General features: G+C 40.4%; 14 protein-coding genes. 5 read left to right on the forward strand and 9 right to left on the reverse strand.

Annotated elements, in window-relative coordinates; translation table 11 throughout:
* Positions 1–334 precede the first annotated feature (334 nt).
* The 8 genes from ubiA to GFB48_RS16755 form a co-directional block, all read right to left on the reverse strand.
* Positions 335–1,198, reverse strand: a complete 864-nt coding sequence (ubiA, locus tag GFB48_RS16720; protein ID WP_205597756.1) for a 4-hydroxybenzoate octaprenyltransferase — start codon at positions 1,196–1,198, stop codon at positions 335–337.
* 11 nt (positions 1,199–1,209) lie between these two features.
* A complete protein-coding gene (gene uvrD, locus GFB48_RS16725; RefSeq protein WP_163938490.1) occupies positions 1,210–3,384 on the reverse strand; it encodes a DNA helicase II in 2,175 nt (724 codons plus the stop codon).
* 78 nt (positions 3,385–3,462) lie between these two features.
* Positions 3,463–4,173, reverse strand: coding sequence for an HAD-IA family hydrolase (locus GFB48_RS16730; protein WP_163938493.1), 711 nt, complete (start codon positions 4,171–4,173; stop codon positions 3,463–3,465).
* Entirely contained in the window at positions 4,173–5,027 is an 855-nt protein-coding gene (locus GFB48_RS16735) for a tyrosine recombinase XerC (RefSeq protein ID WP_163938519.1), read from the reverse strand. Before GFB48_RS16735 ends, GFB48_RS16730 begins: the two co-directional genes overlap by 1 nt.
* Before the next feature lie 29 nt (positions 5,028–5,056).
* Complete coding sequence (locus GFB48_RS16740; RefSeq protein ID WP_163938495.1) at positions 5,057–5,695, reverse strand: DUF484 family protein; 639 nt, start codon at positions 5,693–5,695, stop codon at positions 5,057–5,059.
* Entirely contained in the window at positions 5,692–6,519 is an 828-nt protein-coding gene (gene dapF, locus GFB48_RS16745; RefSeq protein WP_205597757.1) for a diaminopimelate epimerase, read from the reverse strand. The genes GFB48_RS16740 and dapF overlap by 4 nt, the downstream gene beginning before the upstream one ends.
* Before the next feature lie 49 nt (positions 6,520–6,568).
* Positions 6,569–7,819, reverse strand: coding sequence for a diaminopimelate decarboxylase (gene lysA, locus GFB48_RS16750; protein ID WP_163938497.1), 1,251 nt, complete (start codon positions 7,817–7,819; stop codon positions 6,569–6,571).
* 4 nt (positions 7,820–7,823) lie between these two features.
* Complete coding sequence (locus GFB48_RS16755; RefSeq protein WP_163938501.1) at positions 7,824–7,964, reverse strand: lipoprotein; 141 nt, start codon at positions 7,962–7,964, stop codon at positions 7,824–7,826.
* A gap of 102 nt (positions 7,965–8,066) precedes the next feature.
* On the opposite strand from GFB48_RS16755, the gene cyaY reads away from it, so the two are divergent.
* Complete coding sequence (gene cyaY, locus GFB48_RS16760) at positions 8,067–8,378, forward strand: iron donor protein CyaY (protein WP_163938504.1); 312 nt, start codon at positions 8,067–8,069, stop codon at positions 8,376–8,378.
* Here cyaY and GFB48_RS16765 read toward each other — a convergent pair.
* Positions 8,375–10,657, reverse strand: coding sequence for a class I adenylate cyclase (locus GFB48_RS16765; RefSeq protein ID WP_163938506.1), 2,283 nt, complete (start codon positions 10,655–10,657; stop codon positions 8,375–8,377). The genes cyaY and GFB48_RS16765 overlap by 4 nt on opposite strands.
* 147 nt (positions 10,658–10,804) lie before the next feature.
* Between GFB48_RS16765 and hemC the strand changes: the two genes are divergently transcribed.
* Genes hemC through GFB48_RS16785 form a run of 4 tightly spaced genes read left to right on the forward strand, consistent with a single transcriptional unit; the run spans position 10,805 to position 14,676 of the window.
* The gene (gene hemC, locus GFB48_RS16770; protein ID WP_163938508.1) at positions 10,805–11,734 is read left to right on the forward strand and encodes a hydroxymethylbilane synthase; all 930 of its coding nucleotides are present in this window, start codon (positions 10,805–10,807) and stop codon (positions 11,732–11,734) included.
* A complete protein-coding gene (locus GFB48_RS16775) occupies positions 11,734–12,444 on the forward strand; it encodes a uroporphyrinogen-III synthase (RefSeq protein WP_163938511.1) in 711 nt (236 codons plus the stop codon). Before hemC ends, GFB48_RS16775 begins: the two co-directional genes overlap by 1 nt.
* 1 nt (position 12,445) lies before the next feature.
* On the forward strand, positions 12,446–13,519 hold the full coding sequence (locus GFB48_RS16780; protein WP_163938512.1) for a uroporphyrinogen-III C-methyltransferase: 1,074 nt from the start codon (positions 12,446–12,448) through the stop codon (positions 13,517–13,519).
* 2 nt (positions 13,520–13,521) lie between these two features.
* Positions 13,522–14,676 carry a heme biosynthesis HemY N-terminal domain-containing protein gene (locus GFB48_RS16785; RefSeq protein ID WP_163938517.1) on the forward strand — a complete coding sequence of 385 codons (1,155 nt, stop codon included), beginning with the start codon at positions 13,522–13,524 and terminating at the stop codon, positions 14,674–14,676.
* Positions 14,677–15,563 lie beyond the last annotated feature (887 nt).

Here is a 15,563-nt window from a genome sequence, read left to right on the forward strand (position 1 = left end):
GAACACTAAAGCACATTGAGAAAATCGTTTTGTTGATTTTCAAATGCCTGTGAGTGCCCACACAGATTACTTGATTATATTGTTAAAGAACGTTTGACCGTGTCGGTCAGGGCTGTGCATTTTACTGATTAACAACCCTAGGTCAAGCACTTTTTTAACACCCTCAATCGAGCGCCCAAAGTTTGACCACCTCGAGGTTTAATGCCTATTTGCTGGCGTTTCCCCTGTCAGTGGTTGGGCATTATAGGTAGGTTTTTTATTCGTGCAAGTATATTTTTACGATCATAGCATCAAGCGATTATTCATTAGCCACTCATGTATCTAGATCACTCTTTTATTCAAGCCCTAAGCTTACAATTGCCCCTATAAAGATAATTAAAGTGGTATTGTTGTTATCGAGGAAAGCTTTGAAGCATAATTTTTTATCTCTGTCCTTTATCCACCATTGCTGCTTTATCAGTAATAGAGCATTTATCATAATGGCTAAGGAAAATGACCAATGGATTTCTTTTACGAATGTGATAACCGTTAGTGACAATAGATACAATAATTGAAAGGTGCCAATCCAAAATTTGTCCCAGCTACCAAACCAAACTGCTGTGGATTTTACGCCAATTTTCAAGTCATCTTCTCTATCAACCATTGCATACATAGTGTCATACGCCATGGTCAGACACCAATTAGCAATAAATAACAACCAGGTTACCATAGAAACCTGCCCCGATTGAGCCGCATAAGCCATTACAATTGACCAACTCCATACTGTCGCAAGCACCATCTGTGGGGCTACAAAGAATCTTTTAGCAAACGGGTAAAATATTGTTAGTGCCATTGCCACGAAAGCTAATTGAATAGTGAGGAGATTCAATTGCAAAACCAATATTAATGAAAGCACTGACAGCACCATAAAGAATCCAATGGCTTCCTTACTCGTTAACTCTTTGGTCGCTAAGGGTCTGCCTTTGGTTCTTTGTACTTTTCCATCGACTTCTCTGTCAGCGAAGTCATTGATAACACAACCCGCAGCTCGCATAAACAGAACGCCACAGCAAAATAATATTAATACCTTATAATCTGGTACTCCATCCGCTGCAAACCACAATGCCGTTAGAGTTGGCCACAACAACAAAAGTGTTCCAATTGGTCGGTCTAATCGAGCTAAGCGCCAATAAGCATTCAATTTTGATTTATTCAGCACGTTTTTCTTCTCTATAGCGCTTCTAATCGAGCATAAGCAAGCACTAACCACTTGCTTCCTGCGTGTTTAAAATTTACTTCAACTCGAGTTTGTGCTCCCGATCCTTCATAATTGGTTATCACACCTGGGCCAAATTTATGATGTAGCACACCCTGACCGACTTCAAAAGTCGCTGTATTTTCATCGACGGCTAGACTGATGCCTTGACTTAGTCCTTTTGAATAACTTGCTGTAGATGTGACTTTAGCTTTTACCCTAACAGGATTGATAAATTTTTGTGGTATCTCGCCTATGAATCTTGATGGGGTAGGGAAGGATTCTCTCCCATATAAGCGCCTAGACTCACTATATGTTATGTAAAGTTTTTGCATCGCTCGTGTGATACCGACATAGCATAAGCGACGCTCCTCACTTAAGCCGTTTTCATCCAAGGCTCTTTGGTTTGGAAATAAACCTTCTTCGACCCCTATTATAAAGACCACTGGGAACTCTAAACCTTTGGCACTATGCAACGTCATTAACTGCACGGCATCTGTGTTAGCATCCGCTTGTTGTTCACCTGCCTCTAAAGCTGCATGCGACAAGAATGCATTAAGATCCGACATATCTTCAGCTTCATCTGGTTTATCAAAACTTCTCGCAGCAGTAACCAGCTCCTCTAAGTTCTCAACTCGCGATTTTGCTTTTTCTCCCTTTTCTGCTTCATACATTGACCTTAAGCCTGAATGAATAATAGTGTGGTCAACCGACTGAACCAGAGAGCTCTCGATACAATCACTTTCTAATTGGCGGATCAGATCCATAAACTTTGCTACTGCCGTTCCAGCCCTACCTGAGAGTACACGTTCTTCTAAGAGCTTCTGACAAGATCGCCACAAAGTCAGGTTTTGATTTCTTGCGCAGTCTCTAATGATCTCAACAGTACGATGACCAATTCCTCTGGTTGGTGTATTAATGATACGTTCGAAAGCTGCATCGTCATCTCTATTGGCCATTAAGCGCAAATAGCCTAGGGCATCTTTAATTTCTTGTCGCTCATAAAAGCGAACTCCGCCATAAATGCGATAACTGATATTACCAAGCAACATGGCTTCTTCAATAACACGGGATTGTGCGTTACCACGATATAAAATAGCGCATTGGGACAACGATCCACCTTGGTCTTGCCATTGCTGGATTTTGGTGGCAACAAACCGAGCCTCATCCAGCTCATTAAAGGCGCAGTAGACATCGATTAATTCGCCTTCTTTATCTTGGGTCCAAAGCTCTTTACCCAAACGCTCATCATTATTAGCAATAACGGCATTAGCTGCGTTAAGGATATTTGCGCTCGATCGGTAATTCTGTTCAAGCTTAATCTGAGTCGCGCCGTTAAAATCCTTCAGGAAACGTTGCAAGTTTTCAACTCGGGCACCACGCCACCCGTAAATAGACTGATCGTCATCGCCGACAATCATTACTTTTGAATTGTCTCCAGCTAACATACGGATCCAAGCATATTGGATTGAGTTAGTATCTTGGAACTCATCAACGAGGATATGACGGAAGCGTTGCTGATAGTGCTGTAATATGTGGGGCTTTGTTAGCCAAAGTTCATGGGCACGCAATAAAATTTCTGCAAAATCCACCAGCCCCGCCCGGTCACAGGATTCTTGGTAAATTTGATAAATTTGCAACCAAGTCTTCTCGATAGGGTTATAGCCTACTTCTATATGCTTAGGCCTTAATCCTTCATCTTTTTTGGCATTGATATAACCCTGAGCTTGTCTGGGTGGCCACTGTTTTTCATCGAGGTTTAGTGACTTTATAATACGTTTGAGCAACCTTAGCTGGTCTTCAGAATCTAATATCTGAAACCCTTCTGGTAGATTAGCATCTTTGTAGTGAGCCCTAAGGAGTCTGTGTGCAATTCCATGGAAGGTGCCAATCCACATTTTGGTGGCGCTGCCGCCCATCAAACTTTGTAAACGGCTTCGCATCTCTGCGGCCGCCTTATTAGTAAAAGTCACTGCCAATATTTCATATTGGCTAATTTGCTCAACATTCATTAACCATGCAATACGATGGATCAATACGCGAGTTTTACCACTACCAGCACCCGCTAGTACTAACATATTTTCTTGTGGGGCAGCAACGGCCTGACGCTGAGGCTCATTCAAGCCATCAAGTAACTCACTCACGTCCATCTACAGGGTCTCCAACTGGAAATTATTACTTTAATGACCGGCTAGTATAACAGTCTCAGCGTTTTTAGTCTGAGCAATTTAGAGTATCTCGATTAACTGATTGATATCACTAATCTGCCAATTAGGAACTGCGCCGAATAATGGTTTTTGCTCACTACGACCATAAGCAGGCGTAAGGTAAATGGTTTGTGCGCCGAATTGTTGGGCACCATAAATATCAGATCTAGGATGATCGCCGATGTGGAGTAACTGCTGTGGCGCAATATTTAACTGCATACAAGCTTTGGCAAACAAATGCGAGGCTGGTTTTTTAGGATTATTAATGTCGGCTTGAAAAGAAAATTTAAAAAATGCATCCAATTCGGTATTTTTTATATCAATATTACCATTAGTAATAGCAATCAATGGGTACTTCAATCCTAAATAATGCAAGGTATTTTTGACTTGTTGATCTAACTGCAATTGTGAACGCCAATGTATAAATAGTGGCATTGCTTCGATTGCCAAACGCTCAGCCTGTTGTTTCGACTTGCCCAATATCTGTAAGCCTGTGGCTAGAGTATGCTGGCGGATTAATGAAATATCATTTGCTAACGCTGGGGTACTTTCTAAACATTGTTGCTTTATTTGGGTCCAAAAAGACATTTCAGGAAGCGTATTGATATGTCCAGCCAACCAAAGGCGTAGCTTCTTTTCAGCCGCGATTAAAAGGGGCCTATTGTCATATAGGTTGTCGTCCAAATCAAAGCTGATCACTTTGATTTGTTGCAAGGGTTTATAACACTTCATCACTTTTTCTTGGCTCTAGGATGGGCACCATCGTAAACTTTAGCTAAATGCTGAAAATCTAATTGAGTATAGACCTGAGTGGTTGATAAATTAGCATGCCCTAGAAGCTCTTGAACAGCTCGTAAGTCATGACTAGCCTCTAACATATGAGTAGCGAAAGAGTGACGAAGTTTATGAGGATGCAAACCAACAGCAAGTCCCTGTTGCTGGCCCCAGTATTTTACTCTTTGTTGAATGGCTCGATGACTTAACCGACCACGCTTGCTGACGAATAAAGCCAATTGCATTGGGTCATCGTTAACTCGACTTCTCAATTTAAGCCAACTTTGGAGAGCCAATCTGGCCATCTTACCAACGGGTAAAACTCGAGTTTTATCGCCTTTACCTACCACCCTAACTTGACTGAAAGATTCCTCAAAACTTGAAAGATTAAGCTCAGCCAGCTCAGATAAACGCAGACCACAGGAATAAAAAAGCTCCAAAATAGCTTTATCACGATGTTCGATAGGCGTATTGGCTTCAAAATTGACTAGACCACAAACAGCATCTACATCAATATTTTGTGGTAAGCGGCTATTAACTTTGGGTGAGTGAATGTCACTCAAAGGGCTAATGGTTAGTACTTTCTGAGCCACTAAAAAGTCAGCAAAACGACGCAATCCACTCAAATACAAAGCAATAGTCTTTGCAGAAAGTTTTTTATTCTTAAAGGTAAGCAGCGTCTGTTGAATATGCTTCTTATTCCAAGCGCTCCATTGACTCTGCTCCATTGGCAACTTAGCGTACTCAATGGCTCTACTATAATTTTTTATTGTATGTAAGGAGTACTGTTTTTCACTTTGTAAAAAACGCATGAAGGCATCGACCAGCTCTTTATTAGAACTCAATCAAATTGCTCCATCTTATACTCAATAACTTGCTGCAACTGCTCGAGCAACGTAACATCAAGTTCTGGGTGATAATGCATTGGATCATCATGACTAAAACAAAGAATAAATTTCTTCTGTTGGGTTTCTACTTTTAATAATGCTACTGAACCAACAGGCGCTTTGAAAAGCGCTTGAGACTCTATATCCGTTAACCTACCTAAGTAATGTCCGCTTTTTAAGCGCTTGGCATTGACCTGCTTTAAAGTTAAATCATCATTGACGACGGCCACCAATTCGACCCTTTTCAAGCCAAATGCATGTTCCATCTTCTTATGCAATGCTTGTCGAAGTTGATAGATATCAGCACTGTTTAACAGGTCAATATAGACCTCAGAGTTGCTTTTGAATATATGCTCATTAGTTCGAGCTGTCGCCATCAAAGACGTTATTTCTTCCTCTAGAGCTTGAACTTTTTGTCTCAATGCATGCATTTGGTGCTCAACTAATGAAATGCTGCCTCGTTGTTGGTGCGCAATTTTAACATTAAGCAATAAGTCAGGGTATTTCTCAAAAAAACTAGGGTTTTCCCGAAGGTAATCCGCTAATAAATCAGGATCAATAACATCTGCTATATTGGTCAAGTCTATATTCATAATGCAATTAAACCATCATAAACATGAGTTGCAGGACCGGTCATTATTAAAGACTCTTTTCCGCCAGGCCAATGTATATTTAAAGCCCCACCCAACAACTCAACAGTCACTTTATGATCAAGCAATCCTTGTTGTTGGCCAATCGCCACTGCTGCGCAAGCACCACTGCCACAAGCTTGAGTCTCGCCAACTCCACGCTCGAATACCCTTAATTTAATACGGTCTCTGCTTATTACCTGCATAAAACCTACATTAACACCTTTTGCAAAACGTTCATGACGCTCAACTGCAGAGCCGATCCTTGCAACTTCAGCTGTCTCGATGTTATCAACGACCATCACGCAATGGGGATTACCCATCGATACAGCGCCTACAAACAAGGTGTCATCATCAGTACGTATGAGATAAGTTTTCTCTACTTTTTTTGCATCAAATGGCAACGATTTCGGCTCAAAATTGGGTACGCCCATATCTACCGAAACATCATCGTTCTGTACTAGGTTTAAAACCATTTTGCCTTTGGTTGTACTCACTTTTATCGATGTTTTATTTGTTAACCCTTTAAGTCTCACAAAGCGAGCAAAACAACGAGCCCCATTACCACATTGCTCAACTTCAGAGCCATCAGCATTAAAAATACGATAATGAAAATCTAAATCTGGATCATAAGGGGGCTCAATAATCAGTAGCTGATCAAAGCCAACCCCGAGATGACGATTCGCCAACTTACGGATTTGCTCAGGCGAAAAAAAGACGTTCTGAGTAACACAGTCCACCACCATAAAATCATTCCCAAGACCATGCATTTTTGAAAATTGAATCAACGTCTTAACTCCCACCTTTGGTAATTTTTTGTTTTAGTAAAAGCCAGTACTAATTTGGAAGTACTGATTCACCTTGCCACAATTGCTTGATTGTTTCACGTTCGCGAATTAAATGACTTTGTTCACCATCAACCATAACCTCAGCGACTCTAGGGCGAGAGTTATAATTGGATGACATAGTAAAGCCATAAGCCCCTGCAGATCTTACCGCTAACAAATCACCCCGTTGAACATTTAATTGTCTGTCTTTACCTAAAAAGTCACCTGTTTCACATACCGGGCCAACAACATCGTAAGTTTCTGCATAACCTTGGTCACGAGGTGAAATAGGAATAATATTTTGCCACGCACTGTAAAGAGCAGGACGTAATAGATCATTCATTGCTGCATCAACAATGGCAAACTTCTTGGTATCATTATCTTTTAAGAACTGTACTTGTGTGACTAAAATACCAGCATTTGCCATAATTGCTCGGCCAGGCTCAAAAATGAGTTTTAGTTTGCGTTCACCTAAACGCTGCAGCATAGCTTGAGTATATTCTTTAGGTGATGGCGGTTGTTCATTATTGTAAGGCACACCTAAGCCACCACCGACATCTAAGTGTTCAACAACAATACCATTGTCAGCTAATTCATCAATCAACACTAATAAACGCTCTAAAGCATCGAGAAATGGGGGGATCTCAGTGAGCTGAGAGCCTATATGACAGTCAACACCTTTAATCTTTAATCCCTGTAGCTGACTCGCTTTTTGGTAAACCGCTAAGGCTTGTTCCATTGGAATACCAAACTTATTGCCTGTCAAACCTGTAGAGATATATGGATGAGTGCCGGCATCCACGTCAGGGTTTACTCTAATCGACACAGGGGCCACTTTGCCTAAACTTAATGCGACTTCATTGAGTAGCTCTAATTCAGCAGCAGATTCCACATTAAAACAATAAATACCAGCATTAAGGGCTATGGTCATTTCTTCAGCTGTTTTTGCCACACCAGAAAAAACGACTTTTGCAGGATCTCCTCCAGCTTGGATTACTCTCGCTAACTCACCTGCTGATACAATATCAAAACCACTACCAAGACGTGCCATGATATTAAGCACGGCTAAATTTGAATTCGCTTTTACCGCATAACAAATTAAATGAGGATGCTGGCCAGCCGCATCGTCAAAAGCTCGCCAATGTCTTTCGATAGTGGCTCGAGAGTAAATATATGCTGGTGTACCATAGGTTTTTGCTAACTCTGCTACAGAGCACTGCTCAGCAAATAATTGCTGACTTTGATAGCTGAAGTGATCCAATTGTTTATCCTTGATCTTTCTCAGGCTCGCGAGCCTCTTTATTAGGTTGCTGTGGTTCTGGATTATACAACGGGCCTTTTTGACCACAAGCTGAAAGCCATAGACTAGCAAGCATCATAAATAAAAACAGTTTGTTTTTTTTCATTGTTATACTCCTTTGGGTATAAGCAATCACAATTTTTATATTGTATTGACACAATCTCCCCCTATAATCGCAAACATAACTAATTTTTCATAGGCTTAAACCATGACTGATACAGAATTTCATCTATTAGCGGATGACCTCTTTAATAGAATCGATGCTCGCATTGAAGAACTCGAACTTGACGTTGACGTAAACTTCGCTGGGGAAGTCTTGCAAATTGAGTTTAATGATCGCTCGCAAATTGTCATCAATAAACAAGAGCCATTGCACCAAGTTTGGGTTGCCACCAAATTTGCTGGTCATCATTTTAGCTATATTGATAACAAATGGTTCGATGAGCGCAACGGCTTAGATTTTGAACCGGTAATCGTTGATGCAATCAGCAAGCAAAGTGGTGAAGCTTTTAGCTTTTAGCAATCAAAAGCGACAATGCTAAACTGTCCTTTCACTTGCTCTATCCAATAAAATTGAGGCAAGTTGAATGCTTGATGCTCTGGATGCTGTTGTTCGAATAAATGAAAGCAATTAATGGATTCGACCAGTGAATTAAGCATTTCTGGCTCAACACTGAAATGCTCTAAATTGTTATTTTTATCGTACAAATAGACCTCTACATTTTGTTGACGATAAAAGAAATACTGCTTAACACCTAAGCTGGAATTACGTCGAGCAATCTCAATAATATCCAGATCATCATCCTGGTCAAATTGGGCATCAACTTTTAGCAAAGCATCTAGTGAGCTCTCGGGGTTTTGCAGATTGGAATAGGTCACTTTATCTTTAGTCACTACTAATAAATAGTCCTGTTCAGCCAGTACCACTGGATTCAACTTTTGCTGCTTATTTAATAATTTTCGTTGCCACTGCAGGTGTTGTATCAACAAATTCTGACAAGCCATAGCAACGATATTCGCTCCCTTCTTGGCTGCACTTATTACATCGATTTCTGGAATCTCACCACTGTGAGATAGCAAACTTAACCTCTCTAACGCATCGAGTATTGCTGTATCCGAATCTATGTGTTCGCTATACCACTCGCCCCAATTGTTATACCCCAAAATGCTGACGCTGCCGACTAAACTTTTGCCAGTAATGCTTAGCGTCAAAGGGTTGGCAGTAGTCAGTTCTAACCAATGGAAATTGTCCTTCCATTCTTGACTTGGATCATCACTGACATTCAATAATACGATAAATTTTTTCCATTTCAGAGGCTTTAAAAACTCAGTAATTTCTACTGAAGGAACTTTTACTGAGCGTGCTACATTAGCTAACATTCTTCGCCATTGACGCATATCATGAGTGACCCCAAACCATTTGGTTTTCTTTCTAGCCACTTTATTGATAATACTCCAAAAGATAATATCTTCTAGGTGTTCTGATTGATAAAAAGAGCGAGCCTGATCCGCACAAAAATTGATATGATAAGCACCATTTAATTGATACAAATGAATACTCTTTTCCCAGAAGTCTTCCGCCCATAAGGAGTGTAACTTCTCAATGGAACCTTGTTCATGATTAAAATAGCTATGTATTTTTCGGCTTAACATGGTTAAATCTGGGCTTTTTAATGACTGCGCCAAGCCAAACTCACGGCCAAAATCTAATAGCTTTTGATAACTACTGAGTAAACATGACTCTAGCTGATAGTTCACCTGCAATAATTGCCCTACATGCCAATGTTCTCTGTCATCCAATAACTCTAACTTTTCCATGGACCAATGCCACTCTTCTACTAGCGATAGCATCATGGTATAGCGCCAATCACTTCCCCTAGGATCTGAAAGCCTAATTTCTGATTTTAAATAAAAAGCCAAACGCAACACTTCAAGCCTGAACTTATCGCCAATTTTCAATAAGTATTCAGAAACCTTTTCAAAAAGCATCCAATATGGATCCGTTTCTAAATTGCTAGAATCACAAGTTGTGCATAACTGCTCTGATATAAAATCCACATGCGGGTATTGATCTGCATACATCTCCAGCAACAACACTTTAAGAACCGCTTTATAAGGGCAGTCAATGGCCTTATATAATTGCCAAAGTGACGCAGAAAAGAATTCCGTGGCATCAATATTAGTTACCGCACCGAAATGCAGAGTTAAGCCACTTTCATCGGCGATAGGGCTAATTAATGGACCTATGAGACAGATATTAGTGCGGTAAAATTCATCCAGTAACAGCCAACGTTCAACACTGCCGCTGTTATCTTTTTCGACAATTGTTGATTGGATTTCAATAAATTTATCCGGATGAACAAAATAGGTATTTATTTCTAAATTAAAATTGCTGGCATACCAGTCTTGGATTAATTTTGCTTTACTTTTAAGGTGTTGTTTTTGAACGTCTGAGAGTATATTCGAATGCACCAACCAAATATCAATATCACTGCTGTCGCCAAAGCCAAGGGTTGCCAAGCTTCCCATCGCATATAGTCCAACAAAATCCGATCTGATTGGCTGATTAAGATTAAAATTTAGTACTTGATTAGAAAAGTTAACCTGCTTGTGTTGCCAGCAAAAGTCATCAAATCCATGGACACAGCCAGCAACAAAGCCAGGCAATGACTGATGATTGTAGTGCCAAAGGGCAACCAAAGACTTCAAACCAAGATACTGATCCTCTGTCAATAACTCCTGGGCTCGCTGCAAACGCAGTTGGTTAAGTGATTCAAATGTGACTACAGCAGCAGTCATTAGAGCTCCTTCAAAGCATAATGTTTGCTCTTTGTTCTTTCAGATTAGACCGAGTCTTACCCATTTGGGATAATTTTATACAGCTATTGTGCAAATTATTAGCCAGCAGTGGTAGCATTAGCACATTACAATATTAGGAAAATTATCGTGGCACAAGAAACGCTAACAATCGCAACCAGAAAAAGTCCACTAGCGATGTGGCAAGCCGAATTTGTTAAGGCCGAACTGGAAAAGTTTCACCCTAATCTAGAAGTGAAGTTACTGCCAATGACTACAAAAGGCGACATTATTTTAGACACCCCTTTAGCGAAAGTGGGTGGCAAGGGTCTATTTGTAAAAGAATTGGAAGTTTGCATGCTAAATGGTGAAGCGGATATTGCGGTACACTCGATGAAAGATGTACCAGTAGATTTTCCAGAAGGGTTAGGCCTACAGGTAATCTGTGAGCGCGAAGATCCACGCGACGCTTTTGTTTCTAATAGCTATAACAATATTGATGAGTTACCTCAGGGTGCCGTAGTGGGTACTTCAAGTTTACGTCGCCAATGTCAATTAAGAGCACTACGCCCAGACTTAGAAATTAAAGATTTAAGAGGTAATGTAGGCACCCGCTTAGCGAAATTAGACAATGGTGATTATGATGCCATTATCCTAGCAGCAGCTGGCCTTATTCGTTTACAAATGCCACAAAGAATTGCGAGTTTCATTGCCACCGACTTATCTTTACCAGCAAATGGCCAAGGGGCAGTAGGTATTGAGTGTCGAATTAATGATGAACGGATTAAAGCACTTTTAGCCCCCCTTGAGCACAAACAGACTCGAATGAGAGTGTTAGCTGAGCGAGCAATGAACACCAGATTAGAAGGCGGTTGCCAAGTACCTATTGGTGCATTTGCTGAATTAAGCGGTGATATTCTCACTTTACGTGGTTTGGTTGGTAGCATTGATGGCAGCCAAATAATTAAAGATAGCATCAGTGGTAAGGCTGACAACTATCAACAGCTCGGCACTGAACTTGCTGACAAACTATTACAAGCGGGCGCCAAAGAAATTTTAGAAGAAGTTTACAAAGATTAATGAACGTACTTCTTACTCGCCCTCAAGGAAGAAATGAGAATTTATCGGCACTGCTAAACGGTGCCGGTATTGGTAATATCATCAGCCCAATTCTTAAAATAGTTCCGCACAACGAAACGCATCCTGATATTACTCAATATAATAAAGTTATATTCATCAGTAAGAATGCGGTAGATTTTGTCGACAGAAAAGCGCTTAACCTTGCTAATGTTGACTATTTTGCAGTTGGTAAAAGTACAGCTGAAGCATTAGTTAGCTTAGGACAAAAGGTCACGACGCCTGCAATCCAATCAACCGAAGGACTGTTGGCATTGACGGAGTTAAGCTCGGTTGAGAATCAAAAAATATTAATCATAAGAGGTGTAGGCGGACGCGAAGATCTTAAACACCAATTACAAATTGGTGGCGCCAATGTCGATTATTGGCAGGTTTATCGTCGTATTGTCAATCCATCATTAAAGCCTTCATCTATATCTCAATGGCATCACATTAAGATCGACCATATATTAATCACTAGTGGGGAAAGTTTATTAAATTTGATAAACTTAGTAGCAGATCAAGACAAAGATTGGTTATTTAATTGCACCTTAGTAGTTATTAGTGAACGCATCGCTCTATTGGCCAGGAAACATGGCTTCAGCAAGTTAATATTATGCAACAGTGCAAATGATAAAGACATTCTAGCCAAACTAGCAAAAGGGGTCTTATAGAATGACACAGCAACAAAACCCTGTTAAAGAATCAACAGCAACCAAACAAAAGCCGCTACCTGTACCAGAGAAGCACTCTAAAACATCCAAAATCGGTATATTGGCACTGTTATTAAATTTTACAACCATTGCTAGCCTTGGAGTTGCCGGCTATTACGGTTTGCAAACCTATAAAAGTCTTGAGTCATCCTACCAAAATAAATTTTCACAACTCAATCAATCACTGACTAAAGCAAACCAAGATCTTGTCATTACTCAATCCAAACTTGAAGCGGTGTTTTCATTACAACTTCAAATTGATCAGTTAAGTAAAGATCATAACTTAACCGCACAAAGAGTTAATAAACTTGCTCAGCAAAATCCTGACGGTTGGAAACTTGCGGAGGCTGACTATATTATTCGCATGGCTGGTCACAAGCTTTGGCTTGAAAGAGATTTAGATAGTACTTTTGAACTGCTGAAAATTGCTGACAAGACCATAAAAGACACCAAAAACCCTGCTTTGCTACCTATCAGAAAAGCAATCGCAACCGATATCGCCAATGTTCAAGCTATTGAAATTATTGATCTGGCTGGACAGGCTCTGATTTTAGATAACATCATTGCTCAGGTAGAAGAGCTAAAATTCATCAGTATAGAAAATAGAGCAGAATTAATCACTCAAGCGGACGCTAAAAGCTCCAATGATGTAAACGACTGGAAAGCCAACCTCGCAGCTTCGTGGCAAGCCATTAAAGCCGACTTCATTTCCATAAGGCGGACGGATGAAGATGTACCTGCATTACTATCACCAAAGCAAGAGTGGTACTTGAAAGAGAATATCAGACAGCACCTTCAAAAAGCTCAACTTGCATTGTACCGAGCTGAAAATGAGAGATTTAAAAGCAATATTGAGCAGGCCAGCCAATTAATACGTACCTATTTTGATGCTGATAATCACTTAACAAACAAAATTATTGTTAATTTGGAGTCTCAATTACAACTTAATTTAGAACCAGAATTACCTACAAGATTAGAAAGTAACGTGTTGTTGCAAACCATGCTTAATAAGCAACCTAAATTGACTGGAGAATAAGTATGATTAGAACACTAGTTTACTTAGCTATCATTCTATTTGGCATGATTATCGCCCCAGTACTTACTCAAAATAAAGGCTATGTACTCATCGCTTTAGCTGGTTATCAAATAGAAATGTCAGCGATTGCATTGTTCGTCGTCGCAATTATATTCTACAGCTTATTACAACTATTTGAATGGGCGTTGGTCGCGCTCATTAATGCACTAGCCAACACCCGTAAACTACCATCAAAATTTTTACAGAAACAATCGAAAGAGCATCTACAAAAAGCCATTGAAGCAATACTGATAAATAACAATTCCGATGCCATAGAACACTTTGCCAAAGGTGCTAAAGCAAGTAAAAATCCACAAAATTTCTATTTGCTAGCTTGCAAGTACGCCATCAATGAAAACATGATTGATAAAGCTCAGAAATGGTTCACCATGGCAGCTGATATCAATCAAGATCAAGATTTACTTAAACTGGTTGAAATTGAGTTATTAATCGCACAACAACAGTATTCTCAAGCAAAACAAAAGCTCGATAACATACCTCTTAACAAAAACACACCACAGCAATTTATTCAAGTAGCAAACAAACTTGCCGAACTCAGCAATGATATCAGCCTAAAGCAAGAACTGACGTCGCTATCAAGTCATCATAAGCTTTTCAAAAGCACAGCTATAAATGACTCACAGATCGATGTTCACCTAGAAGAGTTGGCAAACAAACCAGCAAAAGATAATCAAGAACTCAACAAGCGCTATGGTGAGTTAAATAGAAAAATAAGAAGTAATGCCAAAATTCAAGCTTTATACCATGCCCAGTGGAGCAAGTTTGATAGTAACCAAGCATTGTTATCCTTAATTAAATTAATTAAAAAATCCCCTGAAAGTGCCTTGTTAGATTGCCTAAAGGAAAATTGGCAATGGGAAGATGACCAACAAATTGAGCAGTTATTTATTAAACTAAAGAAATCAGTAATCGTTTTACAATGCCAAGTAGAGCTATTGCTTAAATCTCGCCTTTATAAGCAAGCCAAAGCCTGTGCACAACAGTTAATTCAACTGCACCCGATAAGTCAACACTATAAATTATTAGCTGATATTCAGCTGCAACTAGGTGAGCAGCAAGGAGCGATAGAAAATTATCGATTAGCTGTACAACAATAGACATGAAGGTCGTTAATCAACGGCCTTTTTTTATACCCATAAACAATAATTAGCTAGCATCTCAGTCATGCAAAGGTCGAGTATTTTACAAATAAAGTTGATGACCACTCACCAAAGCCCAAACATACAATCAGTGCGCATACAACAGCCGCAAGTCAGGTGAAGGCGCACACTTGAACAGACAACAAAGTAATAAATAAAGAATGGTAGGAGCAACCGAAATGTTGCGGCAAACGCGTCCAATGATTGTATCAGCCAAACCATCTTTAAAAGCCAGAGAATATTAGATACAAAAAAGCCCTCACCTAATACTCCGCAAAAAGGCGAGGGCTTATCTGTAGTCACGACAAAAGTATCGTAAGCCCTTTACACAGCGTTAGCTGCCCGCAGGTGAACCACAGGGATGTAGCGAGTGAACCGGGTGAGGAAGACCGAAACGCAGTTGCACAGCTGACCAACAGGAGGGATCCACCAGAGACGGGTTAGGGCGTTCCAAAAACATGCCAAAATGAGCAAGTGTAGCGACCTAGACAGCGAAGCTGGCTAGGTTGTCGGGAAAAAGTACAGGAAGTACTTTTACACAGCGTTAGCTGCCCGTAGGGTGAGCTACAGGGATGTAGCGAATGAACCGGGCGAAATGGACCGAAGCGAAGCTTCGCACCATGAAGCGTAAGACAGGACGTCTTCCTGAGGGATCCACCAGGGACGGGTCAGGGCGTAAGCTCGAACAGCCAAACTATGTAATTAAAAAAGAACGATGTGAGCGACCGAGATTGCGCAGCAATCAGGGCGTCGGGACAAAAGTACAGCAAGTACTTTTGCACAGCGTTAGCTGCCCGAAGGGTGAGCCACAGGGATGTGGTGAATGAATGTGGTCCCGTCCAAGC

The sequence above is a fragment of the Paraferrimonas sp. SM1919 genome (assembly GCF_010993985.1).
Taxonomy (GTDB): Bacteria; Pseudomonadota; Gammaproteobacteria; order Enterobacterales; family Shewanellaceae; genus SM1919.

Bases quoted from the DNA above. Each gene is read 5' to 3' on its own strand.
- cyaY (WP_163938504.1), top strand. From the start codon at position 8,067: ATGACTGATACAGAATTTCATCTATTAGCGGATGACCTCTTTAATAGA.
- GFB48_RS16785 (WP_163938517.1), top strand. From the start codon at position 13,522: ATGATTAGAACACTAGTTTACTTAGCTATCATTCTATTTGGCATGATT.
- uvrD (WP_163938490.1), bottom strand. From the start codon at position 3,384: ATGGACGTGAGTGAGTTACTTGATGGCTTGAATGAGCCTCAGCGTCAG.
- GFB48_RS16780 (WP_163938512.1), top strand. From the start codon at position 12,446: ATGACACAGCAACAAAACCCTGTTAAAGAATCAACAGCAACCAAACAA.
- GFB48_RS16765 (WP_163938506.1), bottom strand. From the start codon at position 10,657: ATGACTGCTGCTGTAGTCACATTTGAATCACTTAACCAACTGCGTTTG.
- GFB48_RS16735 (WP_163938519.1), bottom strand. From the start codon at position 5,027: ATGCGTTTTTTACAAAGTGAAAAACAGTACTCCTTACATACAATAAAA.
- GFB48_RS16775 (WP_163938511.1), top strand. From the start codon at position 11,734: ATGAACGTACTTCTTACTCGCCCTCAAGGAAGAAATGAGAATTTATCG.
- GFB48_RS16740 (WP_163938495.1), bottom strand. From the start codon at position 5,695: ATGAATATAGACTTGACCAATATAGCAGATGTTATTGATCCTGATTTA.
- GFB48_RS16730 (WP_163938493.1), bottom strand. From the start codon at position 4,173: ATGAAGTGTTATAAACCCTTGCAACAAATCAAAGTGATCAGCTTTGAT.
- GFB48_RS16755 (WP_163938501.1), bottom strand. From the start codon at position 7,964: ATGAAAAAAAACAAACTGTTTTTATTTATGATGCTTGCTAGTCTATGG.